Consider the following 12,660-nt stretch of genomic DNA (forward strand, 5'->3'; position numbering starts at 1 on the left):
GTTTGGACTGACCTCCTGACTGACCTCGATCGGTACAAAGGTCGTTGTTATCACATCGAACCAGTTCAAGGTGAAGACAACCAATATTTTTGCTTCATTGCATATCCTTTAGAGTTATTTGAAGAAGGTTCCGTCACCAACATGCTTACCTCATTAGTAGGTAACGTATTTGGTTTCAAAGCGATTCGGGCATTACGTTTAGAAGATTTACGGATCCCAGTTGCTTACCTCAAAACCTTCCAAGGCCCTCCTCACGGTATCACCGTCGAGCGCGATAAATTAAATAAATACGGTCGTCCATTGCTCGGTTGTACGATCAAACCTAAGCTCGGTCTATCTGCTAAAAACTATGGTCGTGCTGTTTACGAAGTGCTTCGTGGTGGTCTAGATCTCACCAAAGACGACGAAAACATCAACTCCCAACCCTTCATGCGTTGGCGCGATCGGTTCTTGTTCGTTCAAGAAGCTATCGAAAAAGCTCAAGCAGAAACTGGCGAAATTAAAGGTCACTACCTTAACGTGACTGCGCCTACCTGCGAAGAAATGATGGAACGCGCTAATTTCGCTAAAGAAATCGGCACCCCCATCATTATGCACGACTACCTCACTGGTGGTTTTACAGCCAACACTTCCTTGGCTAAATGGTGTCGTGCCAACGGCGTATTACTGCACATTCACCGCGCAATGCACGCAGTAATCGATCGTCAAAAAAATCACGGTATCCACTTCCGCGTTCTAGCGAAATGCTTGCGGATGTCTGGTGGCGATCACCTGCACTCCGGTACTGTTGTAGGTAAACTCGAAGGCGAAAAAGGCATCACTATGGGTTTTGTAGACCTGATGCGTGAAAACTACATCGAAGAAGATCGCTCGCGCGGTATTTTCTTCACCCAAGATTGGGCTTCCATGCCTGGTGTATTCCCAGTTGCTTCTGGTGGTATCCACGTTTGGCACATGCCCGCATTAGTCGAAATCTTCGGCGATGACTCTTGCCTCCAATTTGGTGGTGGTACTGCTGGTCACCCTTGGGGTAACGCTCCTGGTGCAACTGCTAACCGCGTCGCATTAGAAGCTTGTATTCAAGCGCGTAACGAAGGTCGTAACCTGATGCGTGAAGGTGGCGACATCCTGCGTGAAGCTGGTAAATGGTCTCCAGAACTAGCTGTTGCACTCGAACTCTGGAAAGAGATCAAGTTTGAATTTGAAGCTATGGATACTCTGTAAAATTAGCGATGCGCGCTCGTCGGGTTCCCCGACGGTTTAGCGCATCAAGACAGTGGATAGTGAATAGCGAAAAGTGCGGTCTTGGGGTTTCCCCAAGTGCAGCACCTTTTCAAGACAGTGGATAGTGGATAGTATAAATACTCAGTAACAACTCCCTATTCACACTTCATTAATTTGGGTAATGGATCGCAAACAAATTGCTAAAGCTACGACTAAAGTCATCTCTAGCTACTTGACTTATCAAGCGGTGCAGACTGTTCTGGCTCAATTGAATGAAACAAATCCAAGGTTGGCACTGTGGTTACGCAGTTTCTCCGGTCGATCGATCCTTCAAGATGGCGAAGTCTATTTACTCGCACTCTTGGCAGAAAACCAAGAGTTAGCCTTCAGAATTATGGCGGTAAGAGAGTACTTAGTCGAAGAAATTATGGACGATTTACCAGAGATGGTATTTCACGACATTAAGCACAAAAACTCTCAGCATCGCAAGCAACAGCTAGAGAAGCTCTCGCAGCTATCTATTACCGAGCCAAGCAGCAGTTCAGAGCCATCTGAGTAACAACACATCTTATATCTCAACTATATTTAGCCGTAGAGCAAATAGAAATGCAAACTTTACCTTTCGCACGTCGCTTTGAGACTTTTTCATACTTGCCACCATTGAGCGATGCTCAAATTGCCAAGCAATTACAGTACATGCTCGACCAAGGATATATTCCTGGTGTTGAATTTAGCCAAGAATCTGAGCCTACCCAGCACTACTGGACACTCTGGAAGTTGCCTTTATTCAACGCGACTACTACTAACGAAATTTTAGCTGAAGTCCGTGCTTGCCGTAGCGAATACGGTCATTGCTACGTTCGGGTTGTTGGTTTCGACAACATCAAACAGTGCCAAGTATTGAGCTTCATCGTTCACAAACCATAGTAGGTCGAGTGAATTAATTATGGTTCTAATTTATTAGAGCTAATATTGACATCAGAGAGCGGAGAAAATTTCTTCGCTCTCTTTTTTTGTGTTTGTGGCTCCATTTTATAGCAATCGCCACATCGGTTAGGACATATATAGCAGTTGCCATGTCGGTTAGGACACAAACCCGACTTTTTGGAAAAGCGGTTCGCGCTCGTCGGGAAACCCGACGGTTTAGCGAAACAAGACAGTCGGGTTTGTAGCAGAGTTTGTAACAGCACTAGTTTTACTGTCCTAACCACCCTGGCGGCTGCTATAGAAACCGCGCGGAGTCAAACTTTGCATTCCGAACGGTGATTTCAGTCGCTGTCCTAATTGCCTTGGCGGTTGCTAGATGAGGTAGATCGAGCCACTCTGTCAATTCATGAACTAACCATTCTCGTTCTGGTTGGGTTAAGTAAAAATTATCCAGACAAAATTTCGTGTTCTCCGCCCAAATATTCAGATGCGGCAGAACCGGAACTAGATCGCCCTCAGCATCCTTTGTATAGGTAAAAGGTACGAGTTCGATTCGATTGAGATATTGTCGGGGTGCAGTTTGTAACGTAAAGCATCTCAATCCAAATATCGCTAATGAAAGAGAGATTTCTGATTCATCGATCCGAAGTGTGCGCGTCACAATCAGCTCGGACAGAATCATCCGAGTCAGGATGATTCCAACGTACGCAAAAGGACTCATAAATAACAGCAGCATCCAGCCACCACTACTGAAATTTAGCAAACCAGGCACAATACAACGTAAAGCTACACCATCCAAAAAGACTGCTATGGGAATCGTGATTATGAAACTCCAATGGAAGCCGTTGGGCGGGATTGAGATCTCAAATACTCGATCGGTGTTTTTTAATTTTACTTTGCTGCCCAAAGGCTGTCTCTGAAATGTGAATATTTCTGGCATATTTGGCGCAGTTAGAGCGAGTAATGCCACTGATGCCGATTTTAGGCGTGAATCTATACTAATTTCTGTCAAGGATTTAAGCCAATTAGTCAAGCCTGAAGAGAGATTGACTCGTTGGTGCAGCCGCTCTGAAAGAGCATCGACAAAATCAATTTGCATGTCTCGATGCGGTAATTCGCTCGGATGTTGTCCGGTAGCCAGACAGATAATGGTTGCGCCGAGAGCGTACAGATCGGATGCGGGTGAGGTGTGTCCGCCAAATTGTTCGGGAGGCATATAACCATAAGTCCCGACAACAGTGATGGTACTACCGCCAGCGGCTGTTTTCACCGAGCCAAAATCAACTAGATATATTTGCCCTGGACTGTTACCACTTCTATCTCCCAGTAAAATATTACTCGGCTTAATATCGCGATGGATGACTGCGGGTTGACGATTGTGGAGATAATCAAGGATGGTGAGTAGTTGTCTGGCGATCGAAATCAATTCATCTTCACTAAAAGTCCGCCCAGAGTCGAGCCAGTTTTGTAAAGATTTGGCTTCGATATAAGTTTGCACCAAGACAAAACCTTTGCCAAGTTCGGTATCGACATCAAAGCAGTCGAGATATTTGGGGATAGTGGGCAAATCGAGAGATCTCAATACCTCTGCTTCGCGTTCAAACAGCTTGAGATCGTCCCAAGTGAAGTCAACTCCAAATAGTAGCAATTTGAGGACTACAGACCGTTCTGTCTGCAAATCCTGGGCTAAAAATGTTCTCCTACCCGTCTGACGACCGAGTAAAGATTGAATTTGATATCGTTGGTTTAAAACTCGATCGATTAATAGTTCCATCGCGATCTAGAGTTGATGTATTTGCGATATCTATTGGAATAGATCGAGCCAAATATGCAGCGGCTCGTCCAAAGTTCAACTTGGGTTAGCAGTTTGGGCAAATGTGCGATCGGAGTTGTGAATGGGTACTATTAATCTATAATGTCAGTACATAATACTAATTACTCAGTCAATGACTACAACTACTTGGCAAAGGCGATCGCATTGAATAAATCGAGATCGATATTCACAGGCGTAGACACTTTTAGCTAGTACTCTGACGATTGGTATTGTCTCTGACTGCCACAGTAGCAACCTACTCAAATATATCAAGCAACTCAAATGAAAAGATTTTTAATTATTAGTGGTTTAGTTCTGAGTGCTACCTTAGTGCCCATTAAAGCGATCGCTGCTACCTTCAGTCAACTAGTTGTCTATGGCGATAGTTTATCTGATTTAGGGCGTGCCGCCGCAGCAACAGGCGGAGCCGTACCACCATATAGTGCTTTGTTTGGTGACGGTCGATTTTCTAATGGGCAGGTCTGGGTTGAATACCTGGCTGCTAGCTTGGGGATTCCTGCTGATGGCAATCCGGCGACTAATCGGGCTACGAATTTTGCGGTTGGGGGTGCTACTACGGGTACGACTAATATTATTCAACCTTTAATTCCCGTCCCCATTCCGGCATTAAATGGCATCCAGCAGCAGATAACCAACGACAATGCAATTCACAATCCCGATGCACTGTACGTAATCTGGGGGGGAGCTAATGATTATTTATTTGCTGGAATTACAGATCCAACGATACCAGTGGGGAATTTATTTACAGAGATTAATACGTTAATCGGTCGCGGTGCCAGAAATATTTTAGTTCCTAATCTGTCCAATCTAGGTGCGTTACCGAGTACGCGAAACCTTGGGGCTACTGCAACAGGTTTGAGTAATTTAACCGCAGCGCATAATGCTGGCTTGGCGACGACTATTGCTAATTTAAATCGAACCAGACCTGACGTTAATTTGAACTTACTAGATGTTAATAGTTTGTTTAACCGAATTGTGGCTAATCCTAGCAGTTTTGGATTTACCGATGTTACTACTCAATGTATAATATCTACTACCGTTTGTGCAAGTCCGAATGCCAATTTGTTCTGGGATGATGTTCATCCGACGACTGAGGGACATCGATTAATTGGCGAGTTAGCCTTTAATACCGTTTCGCCTACTGCTGTTCCCGAACCGATAACGATGTTGGGTTCTTTAATGGCTGGGAGTGCAGCGATCGCGTTTAAACGTAAACTTAAAGCAGCCAATGTCGATAAGTAATTGCCGACATTTGAGGTAGGGGCAATTTATTAATTGCTCTGACAAGTCTGTTGGAGATGATGCGTAGTCTTTTACCCCACCCCAGCCCTCCCCTTATCAAGGGGAGGGAGCCGGAAAGCTTCAATAGCGATCGCCCAAACATTTGCAACCATTAGATAATCGGTAAATAATGACTAATATTCTACAAATTGCGATCGTCGGTGCGGGGATGGCGGGAATTGCTTGCGCGCGCGAACTGCAAGCTAATGGGTATCGAGATATCGCCATCTTTGAAAAATCTAGAGGAGTTGGGGGGAGATTGACAACGCGGCGGATGTTCGATACTCGTGTCGATCGTGGGACGTGTTATGTTTCCCCAAAAGGTGAGAAATTTCGGGCATTGTTCGATCGACTTATCGCCGCTAATATCGTTGAAACTTGGACTGATACTACTCATACTTTGAGTGCAAATGGCGAAATGCTGCCCGATGCAGATATTTACCCGCGCTATGTCGCACCCGACGGGATGAATCAAATTGCCAAGTATTTAGCCACAGATCTCGATATTAGATTTAACCACCGGGCGATCGCGATTCAACCCGATGGTAACTTATGGCGGCTGACACTTGCAGGTACCGAAACTATCGAAATTCTTGCCCGTAAAGTAGTTCTGGCGATTCCCGCACCCCAAGCGGTAGATTTACTCGCGCCGCTAACAGCTATTTTGCCCGTCGAATTTCTCAATGACTTAAAATCGGTCGAATTTTATCCGTCGATCGCTGTTGCCGCAGGCTATACTCCTAGTCAGTTAGCCGAGTGGGAAGCTGCTTATCCGCAGGTGAAATCGGTGACTTGCACTGACGATCCGATCTTGGCTTGGCTGGGCGTAGATAGTAGTAAACGCCAGCAACCAGCCCCACCTGCATTCGTACTCCAGAGTACGGCAAATTTCGCCGCTGAGTACCCCAATCCTGAAGATACCTCAACAGCTAGCATTGCAATGTTAGAACGGGCTAGCGAACGATTTTTCCCGTGGTTTAGAGCGTGTCAGTGGCAATCGCCGCACCTGTGGCGGTATGCCTTCACCAAATCGCCGCTAGCACAGGCATACATAGCGATCGATCTGCCCGCACCGCTAGTTTGTACTGGCGATTGGTGTGGCGGACGGAAGGTGGAAGATGCCTTTTTAGCGGGGTTAGCTGTAGCTTCACATCTTGCGAAAGTAACAATGTAATCATTTCTATTATTGTTTTCGTCCACATCTTCCCCTAAAGCCTAAAGCCTAAAGCCTAATACCTAATACCTAATACCTAAAGCCTGACTTTTGCCAGAAGTCTAGTGGATAGTGGCGGCGACCGACATCACAGATCGAGATTGTCTATTTTTTGAGTGGAAGGGACTATGGTAGTATAGAAAAGCACATCGTTCGGTATCCGATCGTGTCGATCGACTCTAAATCTACCTATCGAGTTCAAAAAGTAGCGACACCAGGCGCGGGATTAACTAACATTAATCGATTGGTAGCCGTTGCCGAAGCGCGGGTAAGCTACCAAACCGAACCAGTTCCGATCGGATGTCCTAAATTACCAATAGACTTACAACTGCGATCGTATCAACAACAGGCGATCGGTAACTGGTTTAAAAATCAAGGTCGCGGCACTCTTAAAATGGCGACAGGCGCAGGTAAAACCATTACCGCTCTGGCGATCGCACATCAACTATATCAACAAATCGGACTGCAAGTCTTGATCGTTGTCTGCCCATTTCGCCACCTCGTCGCGCAGTGGGGAAGAGAATGCGAAAAATTTAATCTTCAGCCGATCCTCGCCTGCGAAAGCATCCACAAATGGCAGAGTAAATTCTCTTGCCAACTTGCCAGAATCAATACCCAGCAGCAAAAATTTCTCACAGTTATTACCACCAACGAAACCCTAACTACCCCCGGATTTCAATCTCAGCTCAAATATTTGCCCGATCGTACCCTAATTATCGGCGATGAAGTCCATAACCTCGGCGCGAAAAAACGCGAGTCTAGCCTTCCCCGCAATGTCGGCTTGCGACTCGCCCTCTCAGCCACCCCCGAACGCCACTACGACGAGATCGGTACTCAAAATATCCTCGACTACTTTGGAGACATCTTACAGCCCGAATTTACCCTCAAAGATGCGATCGATTGCGGTGCCCTCGTTCATTATTTATACTACCCAATCTTAGTAGAGTTAACCGCAGACGAGAGCGATCGCTACCTCAAACTCACCCGCGCGATCGGGCGCAAACTGCTCTACAATAGCCACGATCGTGCTACCAGCTACGACGAATTCGATACCCCAGATCTCACCCCCTTATTAATGCAACGCGCCAGACTCGTCGGCGCGGCGGCGAATAAACTCGTTGCGCTCAAAACCTTAATGCAAGATCGCTTGCAAACTAGTCACACGCTCTTTTATTGCGGCGATGGTAGCAGCGACACTTCGGCTCACTTCGACTCCGCTCACTGCAAGCCGCTCAGTGCCAGCAGCACTCAACAACTTACCGCCGTCACTCACCTTTTAGGTAACGAACTCGGCTATCGCGTTAATACATATACATCCGCAACCTCACTTCCAGACAGAGAGCAGCTCCGCCAGCAATTTGAATCTGGCGCACTTCAGGGACTAGTTGCCATTCGCTGCTTAGATGAAGGCATCGATATCCCCGCCATCAGACACGCCGTGATTCTGGCTAGCAGTACCAATCCGCGTCAATTTATCCAACGTCGCGGGCGGATTCTCCGACCGGATGTAGGCAAGGATCGGGCTACGTTATATGATTTTGTGGTATTGCCACCAGAACTAGATCGAGATACTCTGGCGATCGAACGTAATCTACTCAAAAAAGAACTCCTGCGGCTGATTGAATTTGCCGATCTCGCCGACAATGCCGCTGCCGCCAGAACCCAACTCCTGACGCTTCAAAAACGCTACGGATTGCTAGATATCTAATTTGTAGGCTTTAGGCTTTAGGTATTAGGTTTTAGGTTTTGGGTTTTGGGTTTTGGGTTTTGGGTTTTAGCGAAGATCCACCCACCCCGCCCTACGGGCACACTTCGAGGAGCTTCAGTGCAACGCCCTTCCGAGGCTACGGTGTATACACAAGTCAGATTGGCTCCGTTTATAGACCCCAATCCCCCCTTAAAAAGGCTACGGTGTATACACAAGTTATCGGCTTTGTTTCGAGATCCAAATCCCCCCTAGCCCCCCTTGGAAAGGGGGGAACCGGATCCGGAAGTCCCCCTTTCCAAGGGGGATTTAGGGGGATTCCCACCAATTTCGCTTCTCCCCAGAGATGTGTATATACCGTAGCCTCCGAGGAGGGGATTTTTTCCACTCCTTACTTCTCACTCCTTACTTCTTACTTCTTGCTCCTTACTCCCATCTCCTTACTCCCATCTCCCAATGTATAATTAGAAAGTCAACCCCAATTGCATCCTTGAGAATACATTGTCGTCGTCCCAACTGTGGCTTTACCTAACCCCACCGATTGCTGGTGCTGTTGTCGGTTATTTTACCAATGATGTCGCGATCCAGATGTTGTTTCGCCCGTATACGGCGAAATATATTGGCAAATACCAACTTCCGTTTACGCCTGGATTGATTCCGAGTAACCAAGAGCGATTGGCGACGCGGATTTCGGATACGATCATGGGTTCTTTGCTCACACCTGTCGAGCTGCAAAAAATTGCCAAGCGATTGCTAGAGGTGGAGCGGGTACAAGCGGCAATTACGTGGTTGCTCCAGTTGGCTCTCGATCGGATTCAGTCAGATAAAGAGCAAAAGACAGTTAAAGTTCTGGCGAATATTCTCAAAGATTTACTCGGCGAATCATTTCCGCGCTGGTTGAGAGTTTTAGCGCGCAAGCCCGACTTTTTAGAGCCACAGATTAACCAGATCTTCGATCGATTGATTTTAGAATTCGAGCTAACCGATGCTCAAGCGGCTCAATTAGCCGATTGGCTGATTAATGTCATTTTACCACCGGAAATCTTGCGGGTGGCTCTAGTCGATTTTTTGACCGATCGCAATATTCAAGTGATCGATGAAGGCTTGCGCGAACAGAGTAGCGGTACTTACTGGGTAGTTGCCAATTTATTCGGGGTTAAAAATGCCCTCAATCGGTTGCGGACATTTTGTTTGGACGATCGCGAAAAAGCCAACCAAATTATTTCTCAACTAATTGTCGCCCTCAATATTCGCAATCGCGGACAGGAATTATTACGCAATCTTTCCCTCCAAAATCTACCAGTTTCTACAGTCAAACAACTCCGAAAAACAATTAGTACCACCGTTCGTAGCTATATTCAAACTAAAGGCATCGAATTAATTCAAGGATTGACAGATTCGGCAGATTGGGATGGGATCGCTAATGTGGTCATCGGTCGGCTCCGCAACTCGACAGTTTTGACATCATCTTTAGATGTAGTTAGTGCGGAACTAGCGATTATTATCGATCGCTACCTCGAACGCGATCTCGAACAAATTGTCACTCAAGTAATTCCAATTTTAAACATCGACCAAGTAATTGTCGAGCGCGTTAAAGCGACTTCGCCTGCGGAATTAGAAGCCGGAATTCAGGGCATTGTCAAAAGCGAACTGCAAGCGATCGTCAATCTGGGGGGCATCTTGGGCTTCATTGTCGGTTTAATGCAAACAGCTTTTCTCTGGTTCCAGTAATAATCTCTTCATGTTCGATCGAACCACACTCGGCTAAATATTACATCCAAGCTAGTATTTTCAGCAATATTGCAGATTGCAAATTACTAAAAATAGAGTAACATTGCTATTTTCACGATCGGCACCAAATCCGAGCAGATTGCATAACCGATCGCATCTAGCCCAAGTAACAATTTAATCATTAATTAATTTCCTCGACCCACGAAAACTGCTATGTTCGTAAATACTAGAGAACTTTAATCTACTTATTTACGTCTAGAATCTTACGGCACCAGAGTAGACCCCGACTCAAGCTTTGCCAGAGACGTATCCAACCACCAGCATCCATTTACCAACTTATTTGTAGTTACGACAAATGAGATCTGACGATTAAATAATCGTCATAAGAAAAGTTTTACCAGCCACTTGTAAAGGGAGTTAAATAGAAACTCATGCCTAGTGTAAAAACTCGAACGATCGGTCAACCCAAGTTTACAGGCGATATGGTGCGAACCTATCTTCACGAAATCGGTCGCGTTCCATTGCTCACCCAAGAGCAAGAGATTTGCTACGGTAAGCAAGTGCAACAAATGATGCTCTTTCAAGAGGTCAACCAGAATTTAGCAAAAACCCTAAACCGACCGCCAACGAGCCTAGAATGGGCGAATGCAGCGACTGTGACAGCAACCGAACTCGATCGCATTTTACGCCAAGGTCGGCAAGCCAAGCAGAAAATGATCGAAGCCAATCTGCGGTTGGTAGTTGCGATTGCTAAAAAATACCAAAAACGCAATCTCGAATTTCTCGACCTCATTCAAGAAGGTTCGCTGGGATTGGAACGCGGAGTAGAAAAATTCGACCCTACCAGAGGTTATAAATTTTCAACCTATGCTTACTGGTGGATTCGTCAAGCGATTACTCGCGCCATCGCTCAACAAGGTCGATCGATTCGCTTACCCATCCATATTACCGAAAAACTCAACAAAATCAAAAAAACCCAGCGCGAGCTGTCCCAACAACTCGGACGCAGTGCCACTTCAACCGAAATTGCCGTCGCATTAGAACTCGAACCCGCACAGATTCGGGACTATCTCAATATCTCGCGCCAGCCGATTTCGCTCGATGTTCGCGTTGGCGACAATCAGGATACCGAACTCTCGGAACTGCTTGAAGATGGTGGTGTTTCTCCCGAAAAATATACGGTGCAAGAATCCCTGCGCCAAGAGCTACACTCGACGCTCAACGAGCTGACAGGGCAGCAACGAGACGTAATTAGTCTGCGCTTTGGCTTGGAAGGTGGAAGCGAGTTATCGCTAGCCAAGGTGGGGGAAATCCTCAATCTCAGCCGCGAACGGGTGCGTCAACTAGAGCATCAAGCTCTATCGCATTTCCGCCGCCGTCACAGCAGTTTCCGCGACTATGTAGCTAGCTAAGATCGATAATCGAACGGTATAAAACGGGTAGGGGTAATCCATGAATTACCCCTACCCGTTTTTGTCAGGACTGAAAAGGAAGTATGTTGACTTTTACTAACTGTTTTTGTTAGGTTATAGATAGCCAAGTTGAATCAAATTTCTACAAAACGATCGCTTAATTTTGGTGCAAGGTAGCGATCGATCTAAATAATTTTTTAAACTAGTTATAATAACCGCCAAGCTGGTTAGGATATATCAGATCCCCGACTTCTTAAAAGAAGTCGGGGATCTAGCTTCGATAAGGTTTACAGATCGAGGTTGCCACCTGCTGACTCCCATAAATCTAACTAATTCAATCGATTTCAACCATTGTTTTAAAAGGGGTTGGCGTTTATAATGCTTCTGACATTATTGAAATCTATTTGTCGTAGTAAAAGTCACTGTTTTTTTACCTTAGTTATGGCAGCGTCAGCAACTATTATTAGTCAAAATATTGCCAGTGGTAATCCGATCGTACCAGCAAATAAATCTAGTCAATCGAGTGTCACGCCTACAGCGAACGGAGTACATCTATATGGTGAATCTGCTCTACCCGATGTCGTGGGTAAAGAATATATAATTTTTGAAACGATCGGTCGTAAAACGATCGGGGCTTTTTATTTACCGCGATCGGAATTTAGTTGCTTTTACGGAAAATTCACCGGGACGCGCTTAAATGTGACCTTAATCGATCCATTCGACCTCAAGCAATCTAAATTCGCACTCACGCTCGGTACCAACACGCTAACAGCCAGCAAGCAGCCAATGATGGGCGCACCGAGCTTTCAACTTCTGCCCAAAATTAGTAACAACGATCGCTACATCTTAAATACTTGCAAGCAGCAACTTAAAAACTTCCGCTAAAAGGTTTGCAGTTCGGCTTGAGTTATCCAGATTACAAGTTTGGAGTTTTTTTCGGTACCTAGCAATTGACCGCGATCGGGTATCAACCGAGCGAATAAATGTACTGATGCAAATTTTAGTCGATCTCGATCGATTTCGGTCTTTGAGGGTCGTTCGTCGCGGTTTGGCTAGATGTCGGTGTAAATCCGGCTTGCTTTTCCAGCCAAGTTTTTACGGGATCGTCAGTCAGATTCAACCGGAGTACCCCAGAAATGAACCCACTGCAAAAGGCGGCGGGTTCTTTGGCTAATTCTTTAATAATCGGCGTGAGTTCGTTAAATAGCATTAGATTTATCGGGCGCACTAGTAAGGTATCTACGATCTTAGCTTAATTGAGATGGGAGGTGGGAGGTGGGAGATGGGAGCGGGGAGATGGGAGATGGGAGTGGGGAGATGGGAGATGGGAGCG

Annotated in this window: 11 protein-coding genes; 9 read left to right on the forward strand and 2 right to left on the reverse strand. The window is 46.0% G+C overall.

Annotation, left to right across the window (positions count from 1 at the left end; translation table 11 throughout):
* The 3 genes from Q0R35_RS19130 to Q0R35_RS19140 all read left to right on the forward strand — a co-directional run.
* On the forward strand, positions 1-1,224 hold a 1,224-nt coding region (locus Q0R35_RS19130), incomplete at its 5' end, for a ribulose-bisphosphate carboxylase large subunit (RefSeq protein WP_295622182.1).
* A gap of 181 nt (positions 1,225-1,405) precedes the next feature.
* On the forward strand, positions 1,406-1,783 hold the full coding sequence (locus tag Q0R35_RS19135; protein WP_295622183.1) for a chaperonin family protein RbcX: 378 nt from the start codon (positions 1,406-1,408) through the stop codon (positions 1,781-1,783).
* A 47-nt stretch (positions 1,784-1,830) separates the two neighbouring features.
* Positions 1,831-2,151: a ribulose bisphosphate carboxylase small subunit gene (locus Q0R35_RS19140; protein ID WP_295622185.1), complete on the forward strand. Its 321-nt coding sequence runs from the start codon at positions 1,831-1,833 to the stop codon at positions 2,149-2,151.
* Positions 2,152-2,446: 295 nt separating this feature from the next.
* Here Q0R35_RS19140 and Q0R35_RS19145 read toward each other — a convergent pair whose 3' ends face one another.
* Positions 2,447-3,925, reverse strand: coding sequence for a serine/threonine-protein kinase (locus Q0R35_RS19145; protein ID WP_295622186.1), 1,479 nt, complete (start codon positions 3,923-3,925; stop codon positions 2,447-2,449).
* A 321-nt stretch (positions 3,926-4,246) separates the two neighbouring features.
* Here Q0R35_RS19145 and Q0R35_RS19150 point away from each other — a divergent pair, with 321 nt between their 5' ends.
* The 6 genes from Q0R35_RS19150 to Q0R35_RS19175 all read left to right on the forward strand — a co-directional run bounded on the left by Q0R35_RS19150 (position 4,247) and on the right by Q0R35_RS19175 (position 12,212).
* Positions 4,247-5,227 (forward strand): PEP-CTERM sorting domain-containing protein, encoded by a 981-nt coding sequence (locus Q0R35_RS19150; protein WP_295622187.1) that lies wholly within the window; start codon positions 4,247-4,249, stop codon positions 5,225-5,227.
* A gap of 169 nt (positions 5,228-5,396) precedes the next feature.
* Complete coding sequence (locus Q0R35_RS19155; RefSeq protein WP_295622189.1) at positions 5,397-6,440, forward strand: FAD-dependent oxidoreductase; 1,044 nt, start codon at positions 5,397-5,399, stop codon at positions 6,438-6,440.
* 274 nt (positions 6,441-6,714) lie between these two features.
* Complete coding sequence (locus Q0R35_RS19160) at positions 6,715-8,187, forward strand: DNA phosphorothioation system restriction enzyme (RefSeq protein WP_366944950.1); 1,473 nt, start codon at positions 6,715-6,717, stop codon at positions 8,185-8,187.
* A gap of 498 nt (positions 8,188-8,685) precedes the next feature.
* The gene (locus tag Q0R35_RS19165) at positions 8,686-9,915 is read left to right on the forward strand and encodes a DUF445 family protein (protein ID WP_295622193.1); all 1,230 of its coding nucleotides are present in this window, start codon (positions 8,686-8,688) and stop codon (positions 9,913-9,915) included.
* Positions 9,916-10,346: 431 nt separating this feature from the next.
* Positions 10,347-11,327, forward strand: a complete 981-nt coding sequence (locus Q0R35_RS19170) for an RNA polymerase sigma factor, RpoD/SigA family (protein ID WP_295622194.1) — start codon at positions 10,347-10,349, stop codon at positions 11,325-11,327.
* Positions 11,328-11,768: 441 nt separating this feature from the next.
* Positions 11,769-12,212 carry a hypothetical protein gene (locus Q0R35_RS19175; RefSeq protein ID WP_295622195.1) on the forward strand — a complete coding sequence of 148 codons (444 nt, stop codon included), beginning with the start codon at positions 11,769-11,771 and terminating at the stop codon, positions 12,210-12,212.
* A gap of 115 nt (positions 12,213-12,327) precedes the next feature.
* Here Q0R35_RS19175 and Q0R35_RS19180 read toward each other — a convergent pair whose 3' ends face one another.
* Positions 12,328-12,537, reverse strand: coding sequence for a hypothetical protein (locus tag Q0R35_RS19180; protein ID WP_295622196.1), 210 nt, complete (start codon positions 12,535-12,537; stop codon positions 12,328-12,330).
* Between the last annotated feature and the right edge of the window lie 123 nt (positions 12,538-12,660).

It is taken from the genome of Chamaesiphon sp. GL140_3_metabinner_50, from assembly GCF_025361915.1.
Taxonomy (GTDB): domain Bacteria; phylum Cyanobacteriota; class Cyanobacteriia; order Cyanobacteriales; family Chamaesiphonaceae; genus Chamaesiphon.